Origin of the sequence: Parapedomonas caeni, from assembly GCF_041060555.1 — a bacterium.
Classification (GTDB): Bacteria; Pseudomonadota; Alphaproteobacteria; order Sphingomonadales; family Sphingomonadaceae; genus CAUJIW01.
This window is the reverse complement of sequence record NZ_JBEUDS010000009.1, coordinates 94277-113533: the sequence shown is the minus strand read 5'-3', so window position 1 is coordinate 113533 and position 19257 is coordinate 94277. Positions and strand designations below refer to the sequence as shown.

The 19257-nt window shown below is 67.5% G+C and carries 17 protein-coding genes; 3 read left to right on the top strand and 14 right to left on the bottom strand.

All coding sequences use genetic code 11. The features are described from left to right. Positions 1-4: 4 nt before the first annotated feature. The 13 genes from ABU113_RS08445 to ABU113_RS08385 all read right to left on the bottom strand — a co-directional run bounded on the left by ABU113_RS08445 (position 5) and on the right by ABU113_RS08385 (position 16913). Complete coding sequence (locus ABU113_RS08445; RefSeq protein ID WP_454559066.1) at positions 5-1918, bottom strand: XrtA/PEP-CTERM system amidotransferase; 1914 nt, start codon at positions 1916-1918, stop codon at positions 5-7. Positions 1919-1952: 34 nt separating this feature from the next. Continuing rightward, the gene (gene xrtA / locus ABU113_RS08440; RefSeq protein WP_454559065.1) at positions 1953-3563 is read right to left on the bottom strand and encodes an exosortase A; all 1611 of its coding nucleotides are present in this window, start codon (positions 3561-3563) and stop codon (positions 1953-1955) included. After that, a complete protein-coding gene (locus tag ABU113_RS08435) occupies positions 3560-4822 on the bottom strand; it encodes a TIGR03087 family PEP-CTERM/XrtA system glycosyltransferase (protein WP_454559064.1) in 1263 nt (420 codons plus the stop codon). The genes xrtA and ABU113_RS08435 overlap by 4 nt, the downstream gene beginning before the upstream one ends. 2 nt (positions 4823-4824) lie before the next feature. Next, positions 4825-5895, bottom strand: coding sequence for a FemAB family XrtA/PEP-CTERM system-associated protein (locus ABU113_RS08430; RefSeq protein WP_454559063.1), 1071 nt, complete (start codon positions 5893-5895; stop codon positions 4825-4827). Continuing rightward, positions 5876-6712, bottom strand: a complete 837-nt coding sequence (locus tag ABU113_RS08425; RefSeq protein ID WP_454559062.1) for an XrtA system polysaccharide deacetylase — start codon at positions 6710-6712, stop codon at positions 5876-5878. The genes ABU113_RS08430 and ABU113_RS08425 overlap by 20 nt, the downstream gene beginning before the upstream one ends. Positions 6713-6773: 61 nt before the next feature. After that, complete coding sequence (locus ABU113_RS08420) at positions 6774-7874, bottom strand: XrtA/PEP-CTERM system-associated ATPase (RefSeq protein WP_454559061.1); 1101 nt, start codon at positions 7872-7874, stop codon at positions 6774-6776. A gap of 33 nt (positions 7875-7907) precedes the next feature. Next, positions 7908-9554, bottom strand: coding sequence for a TIGR03016 family PEP-CTERM system-associated outer membrane protein (locus ABU113_RS08415; RefSeq protein WP_454559060.1), 1647 nt, complete (start codon positions 9552-9554; stop codon positions 7908-7910). Between the two features lie 51 nt (positions 9555-9605). Beyond that, entirely contained in the window at positions 9606-10571 is a 966-nt protein-coding gene (locus ABU113_RS08410) for an XrtA-associated tyrosine autokinase (RefSeq protein ID WP_454559059.1), read from the bottom strand. Between the two features lie 25 nt (positions 10572-10596). Next, on the bottom strand, positions 10597-12174 hold the full coding sequence (locus ABU113_RS08405) for an XrtA system polysaccharide chain length determinant (protein WP_454559058.1): 1578 nt from the start codon (positions 12172-12174) through the stop codon (positions 10597-10599). Positions 12175-12443: 269 nt separating this feature from the next. Beyond that, positions 12444-13055, bottom strand: coding sequence for an XrtA/PEP-CTERM system exopolysaccharide export protein (locus ABU113_RS08400; RefSeq protein ID WP_454559086.1), 612 nt, complete (start codon positions 13053-13055; stop codon positions 12444-12446). 287 nt (positions 13056-13342) lie between these two features. Continuing rightward, complete coding sequence (locus ABU113_RS08395; RefSeq protein ID WP_454559057.1) at positions 13343-14584, bottom strand: pyridoxal-dependent decarboxylase, exosortase A system-associated; 1242 nt, start codon at positions 14582-14584, stop codon at positions 13343-13345. Beyond that, positions 14581-16242 (bottom strand): acyl-CoA ligase (AMP-forming), exosortase A system-associated, encoded by a 1662-nt coding sequence (locus tag ABU113_RS08390; RefSeq protein WP_454559056.1) that lies wholly within the window; start codon positions 16240-16242, stop codon positions 14581-14583. Before ABU113_RS08390 ends, ABU113_RS08395 begins: the two co-directional genes overlap by 4 nt. Further along, positions 16239-16913: an N-acetyltransferase family protein gene (locus tag ABU113_RS08385; RefSeq protein WP_454559055.1), complete on the bottom strand. Its 675-nt coding sequence runs from the start codon at positions 16911-16913 to the stop codon at positions 16239-16241. The genes ABU113_RS08390 and ABU113_RS08385 overlap by 4 nt, the downstream gene beginning before the upstream one ends. Before the next feature lie 116 nt (positions 16914-17029). On the opposite strand from ABU113_RS08385, the gene ABU113_RS08380 reads away from it, so the two are divergent. The 3 genes from ABU113_RS08380 to ABU113_RS08370 are packed head-to-tail and all read left to right on the top strand — an operon-like array spanning position 17030 to position 18914. Next, positions 17030-17296 carry an acyl carrier protein gene (locus tag ABU113_RS08380; protein WP_454559054.1) on the top strand — a complete coding sequence of 89 codons (267 nt, stop codon included), beginning with the start codon at positions 17030-17032 and terminating at the stop codon, positions 17294-17296. Continuing rightward, positions 17293-18075, top strand: a complete 783-nt coding sequence (locus ABU113_RS08375; RefSeq protein ID WP_454559053.1) for a hypothetical protein — start codon at positions 17293-17295, stop codon at positions 18073-18075. Before ABU113_RS08380 ends, ABU113_RS08375 begins: the two co-directional genes overlap by 4 nt. Continuing rightward, on the top strand, positions 18072-18914 hold the full coding sequence (locus ABU113_RS08370) for a hydrolase 1, exosortase A system-associated (RefSeq protein WP_454559052.1): 843 nt from the start codon (positions 18072-18074) through the stop codon (positions 18912-18914). The genes ABU113_RS08375 and ABU113_RS08370 overlap by 4 nt, the downstream gene beginning before the upstream one ends. A gap of 5 nt (positions 18915-18919) precedes the next feature. Here ABU113_RS08370 and ABU113_RS08365 read toward each other — a convergent pair whose 3' ends face one another. Beyond that, positions 18920-19054: a hypothetical protein gene (locus ABU113_RS08365; protein ID WP_454559051.1), complete on the bottom strand. Its 135-nt coding sequence runs from the start codon at positions 19052-19054 to the stop codon at positions 18920-18922. Between the last annotated feature and the right edge of the window lie 203 nt (positions 19055-19257).

The following is a 19257-nucleotide window of genomic DNA, read 5'->3' as shown; positions in this document are numbered from 1 at the left end:
CGGATCAGGCTCCGACGCTGACGGGCGCGTCGAGCAGGCGGCCGACGCTCTTCTCGAACATCAGGAACTGCCACAGCAGGCGGCTGTTGTCGCGGGTGCCGCGCCGATGGTCGCTGATCGCCGCGCGCAGGAAGCCGGCATCAAACCAGCCGGTCTCCATTGCCGTGGAGCGGTCGACCAGGGCGCTGATCTCGTCGGCCAGCGGGCCACGGAACCAGCGGCTGATCGGCACCACGAAGCCCATCTTCGGCCGGTACAGCAGGTCGGTGTCGACATAGGGTTCGAGCGCCTTCTTCATCAGCCACTTGCCTTCACCATGACGAATCCGCATGTCCGGCGCGATGCCGGCGGCCCATTCCATCAGCTTGTGGTCGAGCAGCGGCTCGCGTGCTTCCAGACTGACCGCCATGCTGGCGCGGTCCATCTTGGTCAGGATGTCGCCGGGCAACCAGATCTTGATGTCGGCGTACTGCGCCTGCGACAGCGGATCATCGGCCGGCGCGTTGGCCATGGTGTCGCGGTAGAGGTCACCCGCCCGATAACCCTGCAGCAACCGCCTGAAGTCGTCGGTAAACAGCAACCGTCGGCGATCGTCACGGGTGACGGCGATGGAATTGAAGTAGGCCTCCTCGCTGGACATGCCGAGCGCCTGGAAGGTCGACTTGGCGCGCAGCGGGCGCGGCGCCCAGTCCATCTTGGGCCAGAGCCGGCCGAGCATGCCGAACAGCGGCGCGCGCAAGCCCAGGGGCAGCGCGCCACGTACCCGCTCCTCGTTCATGTGCAGCCGGTAGCGGCGGTAGCCGGCCAGCATCTCGTCGCCGCCGTCGCCTGACAGCGCCACGGTGACGTTCTCCCGCGCCAGTTCGCATACCCGGTAGGTCGGCAGCGCCGAGGCATCGGCGAACGGCTCGTCATAGGCCTGTGACAGCCGGTCGATCAGGGCGAAGTCGCTCGATGCCACGGTCCGCGCGCGGTGGTTGGTGTGGTAACGCTCGGCGATACGCCGCGCATAGTCGCTTTCGTCGAAGCCAGGCTCGTCGAAGCCGATCGAGCAGGTGTTGACCGGTGTCGACGACAGGCCAGCCATCATCGCCACCACGGCGCTGGAATCAACGCCGCCCGACAGGAAGGCCCCCAGCGGCACCTCCGACACCAGGCGGATGCGCACGGCCTCGCGCATGCGCTCGATGAACTCGGCGCCCAGATCATCGGCGCTGCCCTTGTGGCGGGCCTCGAACGAAATATCCCAGTAGCTGCGGGGCGCCGGCACCGGCCTGCCGCGACGGATGGTCAGCGTGTGGGCGGCGGGCAGCTTGCGCGCGGCGCGCAGGATGGTGCGCGGGTCGGGGATGTAGCCGTAGGCGAAATAGTCCTCGACCGCCGGTTCGTCGATGGCCCGCGGCAGGCCGGGGTGGGCCAGCAGCACCTTCAGTTCGGAACCGAAGATCAACTGGCCGTCCGGCAGCAGGCTGTAGTGGAGCGGCTTCACACCCAGCCGGTCGCGGGCGAGAAACAGGGTCTGGGTGCGCCGGTCGTAGAGCGCGAAGGCGAACATGCCGCGAAACTGCTGCACGCAGGCCTCGCCCCATTCCATCCAGGCGTAGAGGATGACCTCGGTGTCGCTGTTGGTGCGGAACTGATAGCCGCAGTCGATCAGCAGCGCGCGGGTTTCCTGGTAATTGTAGATTTCACCGTTGAACACGACGACGACATTCCCGTCCGCCGTCTTCATCGGTTGCTGGCCGGACGACAGGTCGATGATCGACAGCCGCCGGTGGCCCAGCCCGACGCCGGGGTCGAGGAAATAGCCATTCTCGTCCGGGCCGCGATGGGCGATGGTGGTGGTCATCCGCGCCAGCAGGTCGCGGTCGACGGGGCGCTGGCCGGTGGTGTCGAAGATGCCGCTTATGCCGCACATCGGCGTGACTCGTGCAGGGAGGGGCGGTGTCCGCTCATTGAGGGCGCGCTCCGGATTTCAGGATGGACGCGAGCGCCGGTTCCACCGGACCCAGTGCGTCGGCGAAGTGCTGCATCTCGGCAGTGGCCGGCACCGTGGCCTCCCGGCGCTCGGCGGATATGATGATGGTCGCCGCCGTCATGTCGCCGCCGAACAGCTTGGCCTTCAGCGTCTCGATCTTGGCCACGTAAGGATCGGCGATCAGCTTGCCGTTGACCCAGTACCACTGCCAGACATCGCGCACGATTGTCCGCGACCGGTTGATCTGCATGACGGCGCCGGTCGTCGTCCGGCCACCGATGGTGAGTGTCCGTGCCTGATCCATGGCGCGCGTCCACAGCTCCGCCGGGGCGACGGCGGTCTGGCCGAAGGCGATGAGCTCGACGTCGTCGTGCTGACGATCAAATGCCGCGACATAGAGGTCGACCCGGGCATCGCCGTTCCGGTAGCTCTGGAACAGTTCGGCGTTGGCGCCGTTGAAAACGGGTTTCCATTCGGTGCCGGCGAAGGTCGCCGGTGTCCAGCCGGCCGGCGAGGGCGCCGCGAGGCCGCTGTACCGCACGTCGGCCTGCCGGTGGTCGATCCAGTAGGCGTAGGTGGCGCCCGCGCCGACCACCATGGCCAGCAGCGCCAGCGCGCGCGCCGCCTGGGCCGGGGTGCCGGCGCCACCGCGGTTCAACCCGAGCGCGGCCACGTCGACGGCAGGCTCGTCGATCCAGCGATCGGAGAAGGTGCGCCCGATCAGCAGCACCGCCATCATGACGATTGAAAAGAACACCCAGCCGTAGACGATATGATCGACGCCGACGGCATATTCGTTGTCGGTCTTGTAGGCGATGTAGATGATGCCAAACGCCCGGAAACCGTTGGCGATGATCGGCACGATCACCGACACCACCATCAGCAGCGCACGCCGCCATGGCGAGCGGAAGGCGAGGTTGGCGTAAAGACTGCCCACCGCGACCATGGCGATGATGAACCGCACGCCCGAACAGGCGACCGCGACCTCGAAATCCCCGGTGGGGATCGAGATGAAAATGCCGTCGTGATAGACGGGGATTTCCAGCAGATGCAGCATCTGCACCGAGAAATGCGCGGTGAAGTCCTGCATCTGCGGCACGATCTGGTCGCCGAACGGCACCATGAACAGCAGATAGGCGATGGGGAACAGCAACGTCCGGGTGACGTTGAGGCCGAGGATGGTGAGGATGCTCGACTGGATGACGAACAGCACCGCGAACTGTTCGACAAAAGCGACGCGGGCCAGGTGTCCGATCACCCACAGCGCCATCGAGCCGGCGACGGCGACAAGCCCCCAGGCCCAGGGCCTGGGCTCCACCTGGGCCAGTTCATGGCGCCGCATCCAGACCAGCCACAGCGCGATCGGCAGGATCATGTAGGCGTGGCCGAACGTCTCGTCGTTCTCCCACTTCGCCACCATGGTCATGACATCGGCGCGGAACAGCACCAGCAGCGCCGCCACCGTGGCCAGCCAGATCAGGCCGTAGGTGCGCCAGGCACTGGAGAAACGAGGCGGACCGGCAGGCGTCGGCGCCGCCGGTGACGTCGGCGGCGTTGCCGCGGCGGGGTTGTCATCATGCCTCATGCCGAGGCTCCTCCGATCGGCACCGGCACCCGGTCCGGGGTTTCGTGCGTCGAGGCATCAAGGTCGAGCATGGTGTCAAGCGTCGCCAGGCAGTGCCCCCAGTCGTACTGGTCGAGCACCAGCGCCCGGGCGTCATGGCCGATGGCGGCCCGGCGCGGCGCGTCTCCGGCGAGTTCGCCGATCACCCGCGCCATGTCGGCCGCGGAGTCGGCGACGATGAAGTGGCGGCCATCCTCGGCGTTGATGCCCTGGGCGGCGGCGGCCGAAGCGACCACCGTCCTGGCCATCGCCATGGCTTCCAGCACCTTGTTCTGCACGCCGCGCGCGATGCGCAGCGGCGCCACCGCGATGTCGGCGGCGGCGATGTAGGGGCGCACGTCATCCACCGTGCCGGTGACGGTGATGCCGGGTCGCTTGCCCAGCGTCTGTACCTTGGGTGTCGGCCGCGCGCCGACGATGGTGAAGGTCGCCTCGGGATGGCTTTGCCGGACCAGCGGCAGCACATCGTCTGCGAACCAGCTCACGGCGTCCACGTTGGCGAGATAGTCCATGGCGCCCGTGAACACCAGGCGCGGCGCACCCGGCAGGTCGAGCGGCTGGAAATCGCCATCGGGCGAGAAGCGGGCATGATCGACGCCGTTGTGCAGCGCGCGCACATCATGGGCGGCCGAGCCGGCGACGGCCTTGAAGCTGGCGACCTCCGCCTCGGTGACGAACAGCGCGATGTCCGCCTTGTGCGCGCCCAGCTGTTCCAGCCCGAACACCAGGTCGGCTTCCCGGGCATAAATGCGTGACATCGGCCAGCGCGCCGAACGGGCGTACTGGCGCCACTTGTCGGAGTCCATGTCGATGAAATCCATGACCACCCGGCGGCCGGACCGCATCAGCGGCAGCCCGAAGGGCACCATGGCCGAAGAATAAAGATAGATGCGCCGGATATTGTGCTCGCTCACCATCCGCTGCGCCCACGCCTTCATCGGGCTGCGCGGATAGAAGCGGGTGGTGATCGATTCGTTGTTCCACAACGCGGAGACGGCGCGGATCTTGCCCTTCACCGGATCGACCGGCACGAAGCAGCATTCGCCACCGACGACCGAGCGCAGATAATCCTGGTGCTGCATGTCATCGGGGTTGTCGATGAAGCATCCCAGATGCACGCGTGCGCGCTGCGCGAGATGTTGCAGCACGTGCCACGAACGGATCTTGTCCCCCTTGTTGGGCGGATAGGGGATGCGATGGGCCAGAAACAGCACGTCCATGGTCAACCGAGACTCCGCGACAGCAGCGGCCCGATGAAGTTGGCGACAGGCAGCGGCAGGCGCTGCCACAGCTCAACGAACCGCGTGTATTTGGGTGAGTTGGGGTTCATGTCGGGCATCGCGGCGCCTGGCGCGAGCTGGAACTCATAGGCCAGGGGCTCGGGCTCGATGCCCCATTTCAGCTTGAAGTCGTAAGCGCCGGTGCCGACCTTGCTGCGACCGAGATCGTAAGAGGCAAGTCCGCGCCGGCGCCCCGCCTCCATGACCGACCAGAACAGAAAGTCGTTGGCGGCGACGGCCCGGCCGGCGCGGGTGCCACCGGCGTAGAAGATGTGGATTTCGTCGCGGAACACCAGCGACAGGCTGGCGGCGATCGCCACGCCTTCGTGCCGCACGGTCTGGATCACGCAGTCATCGCCGTAGTGGCGCTTCAGCGCGACGAACAGCGAGCGCGGGAATACCGGCGTGCCGAGATTACGCACGGACTCGGCATAGAGCTGCCAGGCGGGATCGACGCCGGTCTCCTCGATGGCCTCCAGTCCCGCTTTCTCGCCCTTGCGGATCATGTTGCGCTGCTTGGACGGCAGTGCCTTCATGTTGGCGTCCGGCGTGTCGAGAATAGGCTTGCGGAAACGGGCATAGACGTCGGTCTTTGCCGGCCAGTCAGGCCGCAGCCGGTGCAGGTTGCGATATTCCAGCAGGCTGGCGCCGGTCTCGTCGCGCAGCCTGATGGCGGCGGCATCCAGCGCGGCGTGCACGTCCGCGTCGTCCGCCAGGGGGCCACCGTAGACCGCGAAGGCGTTGGAGGCCAGCCGGGTGCCGAACAGGCGCGAGCGCACGAGAATCAACGGCAGCAGGCCGACGATGACACCGTCCCGCTCGGCGGCCAGCAGCCAGAACCGATGGCCGAAGGTCTCGGCGATTGCCATCGGCCAGGCGGCGAGATGGAACATGGTGGCGTCGGCGCGTGCGCGCACCGCCTGGTCCCAGCGCGCCCGTGCGGCCGGATCGGCGGCATCGATGGCACGCACCGCGATGGTGCTCTGCGGGCGATCAGGCGGTGACACAAACATCGCTCGTCACCTTCAGGGTGTTGTCGATCCGGTCCCAGGCGAAGTCGTCGCACAGCCGGGCGAGCTTGGCCCGCATCCGGCCGAGATTGACATAGTGGCGCAGGCGGGATTTCAGCGGGGCGTTGGCGACGCGCGGCTGATCGGGGTCCACTTCCCACGGGTGAAAATAGAAAACCACCGGCTGTCCCTCGCTGTTGTTGACCTTGGCGATGGCGCGGCGGGCGATGTCGTAGGGGAGCAGCCGGAAGAATCCGCCACCGAACGACAGCGTACGGCCGGCCATTTTCACTGTCGTGATCGGCAGCTCGATGAGCGGTTGGCCGGCGATCGGCCGATAGGCGAAGCGCGGTGCCTCCGGCCAGCCGTAATGATCGTGGGCGATCGGCGCCACCGACGACGAATAGCGGTAGCCCTGTTCGGCCAGCACGTCGAGCGCCCAGGCGTTGTTCTTGCCGATGGAGAAGCTTGGTGCGCGATAGCCGTGGATGGCGACACCGCCGGCATCCTCCAGCGCCTTTTTCGAACGATCGAGGTCGGCGCGGAACTGGTCGGGGGAGAAGGTGAACACGCGATCATGGGCATAGCCGTGCGACGCGAGTTCATGGCCCTCGCCAACGATCCGTCGCAGCAGCGACGGCTGACGGTCGGCGACCCAGCCCAGGGTGAAGAAGGTTGCCTTGACGTTTTTCTCGGCGAACAGATCCAGCACCACCTGGGTGTTGTAGTCCACCCGGCTGGAGAGGCTGTCCCAGTGATCGCGGGATATGCATGTCTCGAAAGCGCCGACCTGGAAATACTCCTCGATGTCGACGCTCATCGCATTGACGATGGACGAGGTAGCCGCCGGCTGTCCGGCGCGCTGCCCGCCCGCTGGTAGGTCACTGGCCATCGGTTCCCGTCTTGTCGAAGCGATCGGTGGCGGTTTCCGCCCAGTCGGACAGAATCTGCAGCATCTGCTTGATGGTGCGATCATGAGCGCGGACATAACGTTCGAGCACGTCGATCCGGCGCAACAGTTCCGCTTCCGTCAGCGATCCGGCAAACCCCTCCGCCGATGCGGCGGCCAGATCGGCGCGGATCTTCGGCGGCAGGTTCGACCGCACCGGGCCGATGCCCGACAGCGGTGCGTCGAGCTGGGAAATATGCTTGGGCCCGGTGGTCGGCGTGTTGTCCTTCTTGAGGTCGTTGATGACCTCATGGACGATCGCCTCGTCGATCTCGTGCTTTTCCTCAAGGGCGCCGAACAGCAGCACGCGCGAGCTCAGATTGTTGAGGCGACGCGGCACGCCGCCGGAATAGTCGTACATCAGGCGGAAGGCGCCCTCGGTGAACAGCGGGTCGTTGTTCCAGCCGACCATCGCCAGACGATGATAGACATAGCCCGGCAGTTCTTCTTCCTGCATCGGCTCCAGATGGTGCGTGGCGATGACGCGCTGGCGCAGCTGCTCAAGCTCCGGCGACATGGCGAGCTTGTCGCGGAATTCCGGCTGGCCGAGCAGGAATATCTGCAGCAGCGCCCGGTTGCCCTCCTGGAAATTGGAGAGCATGCGCAACTCCTCCAGCGCCGATACCGGCAGGTTCTGCACTTCGTCGACGATCAGCAGCACACGACGGCCGTCGCGGTGCTGCATGCGCAGAAAGTCCTCGATACGGCGCAGGATACCGGCCTTGTCGAGCGTGTCGGTGGCGATGCCGAAGGCATGGGCCACCATCTTCAATGTGTTGTCGGCGTCGAGCTGGGTGCTCACCACCTTGGCCAGCACGAAGCGCGATTTGTCGACCGCGTCGAACAGATGGCCCACCAGCGTCGTCTTGCCGGCGCCGATGTCGCCGGTGATGATGATGAAACCCTCGCCCTGGTTCAGGCCATAGGTGAGGTAGGCCATCGCCTTCTTGTGCGTGCGGGTGTCGAAATAGAAGCGCGGATCAGGGGTCAGCTGAAACGGCTGGCCGCTCAGCTTATAGAACTCGGTGTACATGCCGTGTTCTCCCCGCAATCATGACGATCATCCTCAAAAACTGGCCCTCACGCCCAGGGTCACGGAATTGGACTGGTCATCCGCGCCGGTGGTGTTGCTGATCCGGTGGATGGTCCGCGCGCTGATGCTGGCGGTCAGCTTGTCGGAAAGATCCATGCGATAGCTGATGCCGCCGCCGATGAAGTCGTCCTGGCGGCTGCGCGACAGCGCGTAGGTGGAGTTCTGGTAGGAGGCATCCACCGACAGGCTCTGGCGCTGGCCGAGCTGGCGCCGGAACACCAGCGAGCCGCCCCATGTCTTGTCGTCGTTGCCGGTGGCGGTCGGATCGGGCGCGGGCGTGCTGCTGTCGCCGGTGCGGCCGATGTCGAGGAAAGTGCGCCGGTCGTAATAGCCGAGCATCGTCAACGTATTGCGGCCGCGCTGGTAGGAGACCTGCACCTGAGCCCGCCGCGACCGGAAGGTGGCGTTGTTGATCGAGCCGGCGACGATCGCATAGCCGTTCTCGGTCGGCACGGTGATCAGCGCCGGGCCGACGCGATAATTCTCGTTGACCATGAACGCGAAGGACTGGCCGTCCAGCTCGCCGGAGAAGAGGTTGCCAAAGGTATCCAGCGATTCCTTGTAACTGCCGGTGATCTTCAGCCCCTCGCGGACCTGGAAGGCCAGCGAGCCGCTGAAAACGGTATCGCCGAACTGGCGCCCGCCACGCACCGTCAGCTCGGTCCGGCGGGAAGGAGTGAGCTTGACGCCCACGTCCCACGTCAGGCCGCTGCGGTCGAACACCGTGCGTCGCGGCTGGGCGGGGTCGATCTGCAATCGTCCGTCGCTGTCGAGGACCGGCAGGCCGGTCGTGCTGTCGGTGAGGATATTGTCCTGGCGGTCGAGACGGTCCTCGTAGCCGATGCTGCCCAGCAGATGGATCTTGCGGTTCAGTGCATAGTCGATGTCGAGCACCGAGGTGTAGGTGCGCAGGAACTCGTTGAGGTCTTCCCGCTCGTCCCGCGAGAAATTGTTGCGGATGGCCCATTGCAGCCGCGACGACGGGTTGCGGTTGGCGATGGTGAGCGTGGCGGCGTGATTATAGGAGTCGGAGGCGCGGGCCAGCGAGAAGTTCTCGCCGGATTCCCGGTAGAAATTACTCGGATCGTCCAGGTTGGTGTAGCTGAAGCGGTAGCTGCCCGAGACATTGACCAGCGAGCCGACATCCTGCTTGAACGACGGCGACACGTAGAAGGACGACACCGTCGACAGGTTGTTGTTGTCGGCGTCCGGGTCCGCCGACACGGCGCCGCGCAGGTCGCGCATCACCTGGGTCACCACGCCACCGGCGTTGAGGAACAGGAAGTCGCGCACCAGTTCGGACTGCACCCGGGCCGAGAGCTTGTGGCGGTGCTTTTCCGACAGGTCGCCGTCAATGGCGAACCGGCGGCTGAACTCGTAATCCGCCTGCGCCTTCACCCGGCGCGAGTCGGCTTTCAGCGAGAAGCCGGGTGCCAGCACGGTGATGACGCCGGAGTCATCGCCGCCGCCCACCGAGTCCGAGAAAATCGCCCGGGCATCAACGCGCGGCGTGAATGTGACGTTGGCCTGCGCCGCGCTGGCGGATGCCAGCAGCGAGGCGCCCGCCAGCAGCACCGATACATTGCGGGCCGCCCCCGGCCTCAGCCTCCGCGACTGCATAACAACCCCCTCCATGCGCGCCATTGAGATCCCCTCTGCTTGCCGGCGACCTCAGGAACCGTAGCCGTAGCCGTAGCCGTAGCCGTAGTAGGCGCCGAAGCGGCGGCCTGTGGTCGCAAACCGTGTCTTATTGAGCAGAAGATGCGGTTTTTTGCACCCCGAAATCATCGCCAGGCCCTCGCGCAGCTGCGGCTCGCGGGTGCGCTCGGCCTCGACGACGAACAGCACCTGGCCTACGTGCAGCGCCAGCACCGAGGCGGCCGACGAGGCCAGCGCCGGCGGTGAGTCGAAGATGATGACGCGGTCACGGTACCGCTGGGCGATCTCCTCGATCATCGCGCCCATCCGCTCGGACGCCAGCAGCTCCGTGGTCAGGTGGTGCTGCCGTCCCGCCGGCAGCACCGACAGGTTCTCGATGTTGGTGCGGATGAGGCAGTCGGCGAGGTCGATGGTCGGATCGGCGATGACGTCGATCAGCCCCTTGCCGCCTTCCAGGCCGAGTGTCGAGAGCACTTCCGGCTTCGCGAAGTCGGCATCCACCAGCAGTACCGTGACGTCGCGCTCCGAGGCGATCGACAGCGCCAGGTTGATGGCGCAGAAGGTCTTGCCCTCGTTGGGCTGCGACGAGCACACCAGGATCAGGTTGCCGTTGGCAATGGCGCCGTCGCCGCGGGCGAACGCATTGAGCAGCAGCGTCCGCTTGACGATGCGGAACTCCTCCGCCGTCAGCGTCGAGGGCGAGTCCGGCACCACGAAGCCGTTGTCGCGCAGCGCGATGAGATCGATCTCGCCGCGCCGGCTCTGCTTCGACGAGGCGCGCTTGGACGGCTTGGCCGGCGCCGGAGCCGGCGCCGGAGCCGGGGTCAGGTCCAGTGGCGGCTTGACCACCGGGCTCGCCGGCGCGGCCGGCTTGCTCTCCGGCGCCGCCGCGCGGGCGAGGTCCAGCTTCCGCGCCGCCCGTTCCAGCAGGGAGACGCCTTCCTCGGGAGTGCCCGCCTTTTTGTTGTCGTCGCTCATCGCGTGCGCCTTTCGCCGAAAGATCTCAGATGGCCTGGGATTGCTGGCTGATTTCGAGGATCAGCAGGGCCAGGAACACGCCCGCCAGGCCGAAGAAGCCGATGGCGAACAGTCCGAGCTTGAGGCGTTCCTGCGCCTTCTGCTGTTCCGAGGTGATGGCCGTGATGTTGCCCAGTACCGGGATGCCCGGGAAGGACGACTTCAGGCTATAGATGCTGACGAAGGTGGTGTGGACCTGGCTCAGCAGGAAGGAGAGGCCAATGCCGACACCAAGGCCTGCCATCATCACCATGCCCAGCAGCATCGGCCGGTTGGGCGCGACCGGCTTCAGCGGCACCTCCGGCGGATCGACGATGCGGAACTGCACCTTGTCGGTCTTGCTGTCGAGGTCGGAGGCGACGCGGGTTTCCTCGCGGGACTTCAGCAGTTCCTCGTACTTCGCCTTCAGCACCGAATAATCGCGGTTGAGCTTGGCGCGCTCGGCCTCGATGCCGGGAATGGTCTCGGCCTTCGAGGTCAGGCTGCCAATCTCGCGCTGGTACTGGGCGCGCTGGGCGGCCAGCGAGGCGATCTCCGAGTCCTTGTCGAACAGGCGGCTCTTGAGGTCGACATAGACCGGATTGGGCTGACCCATCGGATCGGCGACGTTCTTCTTGGGCGCCCGCTGCTCGGCCTCCAGCTGCCTGCGCAGGCGGGCGATGGTGTCGCGCGCCGTCACGATGTCGGGATGCTGGTCGGTGTAACCGCGCGCCAGCGAGTCGGTGATCTGGCGTTCCAGCGTCTCGATGCGCCCGGCGGTGGTCGACGGGTCGAGACGCGGGCCGCTGCCCGGCATCGAGAACATGGCGCCAGGAATGGTCTGCGGCACGCTGGCGAGCTGGGAGGCCAGCGCCCGGCGCGAACTCGTCGCCTGCTGCAGCTTGAACTCGATGTCCTGCAGCTGGGTCTGCGCGTTGACCAGCCGCTGGCTGTAGTTGGCGTCACCGGGCAGATAGCCGAGGTTCTGACGCTCGAACTCGGCCTTGCGGCGTTCGGCCTCCTCCAGCTGCTTCTCATAGTCCTGGATCTGCTGCTCGATGAACCGCCGCGTCTCGTTGTAGCTCTCGCGGCTGCCCTCCATGTTGCCTTCGACGAACATGTTGATGAGGTTGGTCACCACGCGCTTGGCGACGGCCGCGTTCTCCTGGTCGGAGCGGCTGGGGTCGCCCGAACGGTAGGAGAGGGTGAACAGGTCGCCGCCCTGTTCCTTGACGCTGATGTTCTTGGTCAGATCGGCGATCAGCTTTTCCATGTCGGTGTCGTCCTTGATCGTCAGATCAAGATCGGAACGGCGGATCACCTTTTCCAGGTTGGGGCGGCTGACCAGCGTGCGGCGGACGATGTCGACCTGGCGATAGACGTTGGTGCTCTCGGCACCAACGATCCGCGGCAGCACCGTGTTGGTGTCGACGAACACGCGGGCGGTTGCTTCATAGACGTCGGGAATGGTGGCGACGACGCCCCATCCCACCAGGCACACCGCCCACATGGCGGCCAGACCGTACCAGCGTTTGCGCCACACCATGTACAAGGTGGACATCACCTGGTCGTAAATTGAAGTCATCGCCCACTCCTCGCATCGGCCTGGCCGGCACTGAACCGGCCGCGCACCGAATCGCCTTTCGACTTCATGTTCCTAACGCGCAGACTTTAAAGCCAAACTAACGCAAGCCGCATGACAGGCGGCAATGCGGCAACACGCAAGTCAACGGGTCGCGTCATCGTTGTGATGACCGACCCGCGACTATCCCGCCTCTGTGTTGCCGCACCAGCCGGCGCAGGCCCGTCCCGTCGGCCCCATGGCCGAAAGGCTGCTTGCGCCGCGTGTCCCGATCAGAAGAAGCTCTCCGGGATGATGATCACGTCGCCCGGCTCGATCCGCACGTTGGCTTTCGTGTTGCCGTCCTTGATCAGGCTGTCGATCTTGACCGCATATTCCCGCTGCGCCCCGCTGTCCTTGTCGAAGCGCACCAGGCGGGCCCGGTTGCCGGCGGCGAAGTCGGTCAGGCCGCCGACGGCGATCATCACGTCGAGCAGGGTCATGTTGGCGCGATAGGGGATCGCCTGCGGGTTGGCGGCCTCGCCGACCACGCGAACCTGCTGGGCGAACGGCCCCTGGAAACCGCTCACGATCACCGACACCAGCGGGTTCTGGATGTAGGCCTTGAGCTTTTCCTCGATCGCCTTGGCGAGCTGGGTCGGCGTCTGGCCGGTGGCGGCGAGATCGTCGATCAGCGGCACGGTGATGCGGCCATCGGGGCGCACGGTCACGCCGGTCGACAGCTCGGGATTGCGCCACACGAAAATGCTCAGCGTGTCGAGCGGGCCAATGATGTAGTCAGGCCCCGGCCCTTCCGCCGGCGAGACGAACTGCGCTGACGGCAGATCGCCGCTCGCGGTGGTTCCGCATCCGCCGAGCGCCAGCAGCGCAACGCACGACACCATGGCACCAGCTTTGAAAATGGAAGACGTCACGGCTTTCCCCCTCGCATAAAAAGCGGCTGCGACTGCCCAAGCCTTGTCTGAGCAGTCATCGGATTGTCAATGCCTTATCCACGATGAATTTTTCGTGAATGCAGGCGTAACGACAGGTTATGGCGGCGCGGGGTCCGGCGCAACCCCCGGGAGTCGTCATTAACCCTCTGTGAATCATTGATTATTCAGTTCGTTTCGGCACCGTTGAGTGGCTGTCACTTTGCCTGTGCCACCGGTGCCCGTATTGGACGGATTCGTCAGGCCAGATACTCGCGCGGCTCCGGGTGTCCGAGGAAGCGGGTCGGACTGGCGGTGAGTCCATAGGCGCCGGCCTGAAACACCGCCACGACATCGCCCGGCCGCCCCTCCGGCAGGGGCACCTTGTCGCCCAGCCGGTCGAGCGGGGTGCACAGGCAGCCGACCACCGTCGCCGTTTCCGCCGCCGGCTGGTCGAAGCGGCTGGCCAGTGCCACCGGGTAGTTGCGCTTGATGACCTGACCGAAATTGCCGCTGGCGGCGAGCTGATGGTGCAGGCCGCCATCGGTGACCAGGAACACCTCACCGTGGGAGAGCTTGCGGTCGATCACCCGGGTCAGGTAGACGCCCGCCTCGCCGACCAGATAACGCCCCAGTTCGATGACGATCTCGGCCCCCGCGATGGCGGGTTCCAGCCGGTCCAGGCGTGCCGCCAGTGCCGCGCCGACGCGGGCGAGGTCGAGCGGCTGGTCGGCCGGCGCATAGGGAATGCCGAAGCCGCCGCCGATGTTGACCAGGCGCGGCGGGCAGGGGGCATCGGCCGCCAGCGCCGCCGCCAGCGCCAGTGTCTTGTCCTGGGTGTCGATGAGGGCGTCGGCGGACAGGTTCTGCGAGCCCGAGAAGATGTGGAAACCCTGGAAGTCCAGCGGCAGCCCGACCATGGCGCGCAGCATCGCCGGCACCCGTTCGGCGTCGACGCCAAACGGCTTGGCGCCGCCGCCCATGCGCATGCCCGACCCCTTGAGCTCGAAGTCCGGATTGACGCGGATGGCGGCGCGCGCCCGTCGGCCGGCAGCGGTCGCCAGCGCCGCCAGCCGGGCCATCTCGCCCTCCGATTCCAGGTTGACCACGACCCCGGCCGCCAGCGCCGCCGCCAGTTCGGTGTCGCGCTTGCCGGGGCCGGCGAAGCTGATGTCGGCGGGTGGCGCGCCGGTGGTCAGCGCCACGTCCAGCTCGCCGGACGAAGCGACGTCGAGCCCGTCTACCAGCGGCGCGATGAACCGTACCAGCGCGGGCATCGGGTTGGCCTTGATGGCGTAGTGCAGCTTCACCCGCGTCGGCAGCACGGCCCGCAGTTCAGCGATGCGCGTGGCGATCAGCGCGCGGTCGTAGAGGAACAGCGGCGTGCCACCGGCCTCGGCGATCCACGCCGACACCGGCCGGCCGGCCACCGCCAGTTCGCCGGCGATGACGCCATAGCCGGCAGGCCAGACGTCGCGATCACCGTGGCCGGGTCGGGTCATTCGGGGTCTCCTGCGGAGGTGGGCGCCGGTGCGGCGGGGTGGCCGGCGGCGATCGCCACCCGGTCGAGCTTGCCGTTGGCGTTGCGGGGCAGGTCGTCGCGCCAGATAACCTGCTGCGGCACCATGTAGGCCGGCAGCTCGCGCCGGCAGTAGCCGAGCAGCGCGTCGGTGGGGCCTGACCCGTCGTCGCTCGGCACGGCCGCGACCACGTCCCCGGCCGCCGGCACGGCGGCAACGACAATCGCCTGGCCCAGCCGGTCGTCGGCGATGCCATAGGCGGCGGCCTCCCGCACCAGGCCGCTGGCGTAGAGCGCCTCCTCGACCTCGGTCGGGCTGACCCGGTAGCCGGAGGTCTTGATCATCTCGTCCAGCCGGCCGACGAAATAGAGGAAGCCGTCGGCGTCGCGGCGCACGGTGTCGCCCGACCATACCGCCGGTTCGCCGGGCGCGGCCAGCCGCGCGCAGGCCGGCGCCGGGCGGAAACGCTGGGCGGTGCGCTCGGGGTCGCCCCAGTAGCCCTGCGCCACCAGCGGGCCGGTATGCACCAGCTCGCCAGGCTCGTCGGGGGCGGCTTCCGAACCGTCGGCGCGCACCACCAGCACTTCGGCAAAGGGGATCGCCTTGCCGATGGACTCAGGCCGGGTGTCCACCAGCGCCGGGTCGAGATAGGTGGAGCGGAAGGCCTCGGTCAGGCCGTACATCAGGAACGGCCGGGCGCCGGGAAACAGCGCGCGCAGCCGGTCAAGCAGCGGACGGGGCATGCGGCCACCGGAATTGGTGAAATAGCGCAAGGAGTTGCGTGCGGCCTCGCTCCACGGGGCATCGGCAAGCTGCGTCCACAGCGGTGGCACGCCGGCCAGCCCGGTGATCCGGTGGCGTTCCACCGCGCGCGGCACGTCGGCAGCCAGCAGATAGTCGAGCAGCACCACCTCGGCGCCCACCAGAAAGGCGGTGGTGAGCTGGCTCAGGCCATAGTCGAAGCTCAGCGGCAGCACCGCCAGCAGCCGGTCCGCGGCGGTGTTGCCGAGGTAGGTCGCGACACTGAGCGCGCCGGTGAGCAGGTTGCGGTGGCTCAGCACCACGCCCTTGGGCCGGCCGGTGCTGCCCGAGGTGTAGAGGATGGCGGCAACCCCGTCGGCCCCGTCGGTGGAGGCCGACAGACTCACCATTCCCTCGGCGGTCGACGGGAAAGTCTGCCCGCCGCCGCGTCGCAGGTCGGCCCAGGCCAGCGTGCCGGGCACGTCGTCGTGGTCCACCAGCACGACATGGGCCAGCGTGGCCGGCAGCGCGTCGGCGGCGCGCAGGCCTTCCCAGCGCTGGCGCGAGGTGACCAGCACATGCACCGTGCAGTCGGCGAGGATGTGCGCCACCTGGCGGGCCTTGAGCACCGGGTTCAGCGGCACGAACACGCCGCCGGCACGCGCCGCGCCGAACAGGGCGGCCACGGTTTCGATCTGCTTGGGCAGGTAGACGCCGACGCGTGCCCCCGCCGGCAGGCCGAGCGCCAGCAGGCCGGCGGCCACCTCGTCGATCAGTGCATCCAGTTCGCCATAGGTGAGAGCGCGCCGGCGTTCGCTCACGGCCGGCCGGCCGGCGTGGTGACGGGCGCTGGCCCGCACCAGGCCATCGAGGGTGTCGACGGGCAGGTCCGGGGTCATGCCGCCGGCACCACCGCGCCCAGGGCCAGCCGCGGCGCGGCGTCGCCGCCAACGCGGTGCCATCGCCAGTTCGGCGACAGGGTCGAGGCGGTGAGCTGCCACCGGCCCACCGTCAGTGCCCACACTGTTCCCACCTTGCGTCCCCCCATGCGCGCCTGCGCGGCCAGCGAGGCGGCGTTATAATCGGTGATCCGGCTCAGCGACCAGTCCAAACCGCGCGCCGCCAGCCAGTCGGCGGCGCCCGCCCACAAGGCGGCGTAGCTGCGGCCCAGGCGGAAGGCCGGCCTGACATAGAGCCCCATGTCCCACGCCGCGTGCGCGCCGGGCTCGTACCAGAGGTCGATCTCGTCCTCGCGGAACGGCCGGTCGGTCAGCCACAGGAAGCCGGTGATGGTGCCGTGCGCGTCGCGGGCGGCGAGGCAGGTGGCGCCCATCGCGCGGCGATGGCGCACAGCCTCGGCCGGCGTGTCCAGTGGCGTGCCCGCCAGTTCGTCGTCGGTCAGCGGCGTCACGGTGAAGCCGCGCGGCATCGCCGGCAGGCCGGCGCGCGGCTGGGCGACCAGCACATAGCGGTGAAAGCCGCAGCCCGGTATCAGGCCGGCCAGACGCGCCAGCCGGTAGGAGGCCTCGGCGTGCGTGTCGAGCGTCAAGGTGGCACCACCGGCTGTCACGCGCGTCCGGTCGATTGGGTTTTGCATCGCTTCATCAGGCCAGTATAACGCCGCCAATTCTAATCGACAGTGAACGTCGCCGGCCAGCGGCGGCGGCTGGGGGACCGGACGGCACCATGAGCGAGCGGGCACAGGCAATCGAGGCGCAACTGAAGGCCTTGCTGGACGAGGCCCTGGGGCTGGGTGGCCGGGCCGCCGCGTTCACGCGCCAGACCGCCTTGCTGGGTGCGTTGCCGGAGCTTGATTCGATGGCCATCGCCACCGTGCTGGCGCATCTGGAGGAACGTTTCGGCATCCTCATCGACGACGAGGACATCAGCGCCGAGGTGTTCGAGACGGTGGGCAGCCTGGCCGACTTTGTTGGCGCGAAGGTTGCCGCTTGAGCAATATCGGCTGGCCAACCCCGGTCGAACTGACCTGCGCCGCCGGCCGGATGCCGGCGTTGTGGCGCGCACCCGCGATCGGTCGCGACAATGCCTGCAACCTGCTGTTCGTGCCGCCGTTCGCCGAGGAGATGAATCGAACCCGGCGACTGATGAGCCTGGTCGGCCAGGGACTGGCGTCACGGGGCGTCGGTTCGTTGCTGCCCGACCTGCCGGGCACGGGGGACAGCGACGGCGCGTTCGCCGATGCCGGCTGGCCGGAGTGGCGCGATGCCGTGGCGTGTGCCGCCACGCACCTTGCCGGGCAGGGCGCGCCCGTTCTGCTGATGGGTTTCCGCCTGGGTTGCCTGCTGGCGCTCGATGCCCTGGCGACGGGGCTTGCCGTCAGGAGCGCCATTCTCGTCGCCCCCGTCGACAGTGGCCGCCAGCATCTCCGGCACTGGTTGCGGGTGCGGGCGGCGGCGTCGCTGGAAAGCGGCCAGCGGGTCAGCGTCGGGGATCTCCAGAAGCGGCTCGAACAGGGCGAAACGGTCGAGTGCGCCGGTTATGAACTGAGCCCCGCGCTCGCGGCGGCGATTGCTCATCTCGACTATGGTCCGCTGCTGGCGGCGACGACGGTGCCCGTGGTGCGGGTCGAGGTGGGGACAGCGCCCGACGGGGTGCACACCGCGCCGGGGCGCCGGCATGTGGCGGCGCCGGCGCCGTGGCTGCTGGCGGAGCCGGGGGAACCGTCGCTGCTGGCGGATACCCTGACCGAAATCGTGCTGGAGGTGGCATGACCGGCACCACCCGGCCGCTGATCTTTGCCTGCGAGGGCCACCCGTTGCTCGGGGTGCTGCATGCCGGCGACCGGAAGACCGGGGTGCTGATGGTCAATGGCGGTGTGCAGACCCGTGTCGGCCCGCATCGCAGTTTTGTCGATCTGGCGCGCGGCTGGGCCGCCGATGGCCATCCCGTGTTGCGCTTCGATCGTCGTGGCATCGGTGACAGCGGTGGCCGCGATCCGGGTTTTCTCGGATCGATGCCCGATATCGAGGCGGCGGTCGCGGCGTTGCTGTGCGGGGGCGGCGTCGATCGCTACATCGGCTTTGGCCTGTGCGACGGGGCGACGGCGCTCACGCTGGCCTGTGCCGGCGATCCGCGTTGTGCGGGGCTCATTCTGCTCAATCCGTGGATCATCGAGGCGAACGACGACCCGGCCCGGCTGACGGCGGCGCAACACTACCAGCGCCGGTTGCGGGATCCGCGCACCTTGCGGCGGTTGCTGCGCGGCGAGGTGCGGATCGGACGGGCGATGCGCTCCCTCGGCCGGCTGGCGCTTGACAAGGTCCGCCGCCGGCGGGCGGCGCGGCCCCTGGCCGGTCAGCTTGCCGAGGCCCTTGTCCGCTTCTCGGGGCCGCGGCTGATTCTGTTGTCGGAGCACGACACCACTGCGGCGGTGTTCGAAGCAGCGCTGCACACGCCGGAATGGGCGCCACTGCTGCAGTCGGGCAACGTGACCCTGCAACGGCTCGCCGGGGCCGATCATACCTGCAGTGCGCCACCAGCGCGCGAGGCCCTGATCGAGACCTGCCGGCGGTGGGTGATGACCGGCGCGGGGCCCGACGCGGCCGCGTGAATGCGTCAGCGCGCGCTGGCGCCGCCATCACCGTCGATGTCGCCGGCATCGTCGTCGATCGTCTCGCCGCCGCGGGCGATGATGAAGAACATGTAGTAGAGCGCGAGACAGACGCAGACGATGAGAAGTTGCGATGCCATGGCGATGCGGTTCCGTTCGTTCCGGATGGTTTGCAGGTCACGCCGTCATCATTGAAGGCGAGGGCTTACAAATTGATAACACACCGCCACTATAGCCATAACCTCGGGCAGGAAAGCCATGATGTACCAGTGGCGGCCCTGCGCCGGGAACAGGCATGAAGGCGTCCGCACGACGGATCAGCGCTTGATTCAACCGCGCGATT

Coding starts and splice junctions, on each gene's coding strand:
- ABU113_RS08445 (WP_454559066.1), bottom strand. CDS start 1,918: ATGTGCGGCATAAGCGGCATCTTCGACACCACCGGCCAGCGCCCCGTC.
- xrtA (WP_454559065.1), bottom strand. CDS start 3,563: ATGAGGCATGATGACAACCCCGCCGCGGCAACGCCGCCGACGTCACCG.
- ABU113_RS08435 (WP_454559064.1), bottom strand. CDS start 4,822: ATGGACGTGCTGTTTCTGGCCCATCGCATCCCCTATCCGCCCAACAAG.
- ABU113_RS08430 (WP_454559063.1), bottom strand. CDS start 5,895: ATGTTTGTGTCACCGCCTGATCGCCCGCAGAGCACCATCGCGGTGCGT.
- ABU113_RS08425 (WP_454559062.1), bottom strand. CDS start 6,712: ATGAGCGTCGACATCGAGGAGTATTTCCAGGTCGGCGCTTTCGAGACA.
- ABU113_RS08420 (WP_454559061.1), bottom strand. CDS start 7,874: ATGTACACCGAGTTCTATAAGCTGAGCGGCCAGCCGTTTCAGCTGACC.
- ABU113_RS08415 (WP_454559060.1), bottom strand. CDS start 9,554: ATGCAGTCGCGGAGGCTGAGGCCGGGGGCGGCCCGCAATGTATCGGTG.
- ABU113_RS08410 (WP_454559059.1), bottom strand. CDS start 10,571: ATGAGCGACGACAACAAAAAGGCGGGCACTCCCGAGGAAGGCGTCTCC.
- ABU113_RS08405 (WP_454559058.1), bottom strand. CDS start 12,174: ATGACTTCAATTTACGACCAGGTGATGTCCACCTTGTACATGGTGTGG.
- ABU113_RS08400 (WP_454559086.1), bottom strand. CDS start 13,055: ATGGTGTCGTGCGTTGCGCTGCTGGCGCTCGGCGGATGCGGAACCACC.
- ABU113_RS08395 (WP_454559057.1), bottom strand. CDS start 14,584: ATGACCCGACCCGGCCACGGTGATCGCGACGTCTGGCCTGCCGGCTAT.
- ABU113_RS08390 (WP_454559056.1), bottom strand. CDS start 16,242: ATGACCCCGGACCTGCCCGTCGACACCCTCGATGGCCTGGTGCGGGCC.
- ABU113_RS08380 (WP_454559054.1), top strand. CDS start 17,030: ATGAGCGAGCGGGCACAGGCAATCGAGGCGCAACTGAAGGCCTTGCTG.
- ABU113_RS08370 (WP_454559052.1), top strand. CDS start 18,072: ATGACCGGCACCACCCGGCCGCTGATCTTTGCCTGCGAGGGCCACCCG.
- ABU113_RS08365 (WP_454559051.1), bottom strand. CDS start 19,054: ATGGCATCGCAACTTCTCATCGTCTGCGTCTGTCTCGCGCTCTACTAC.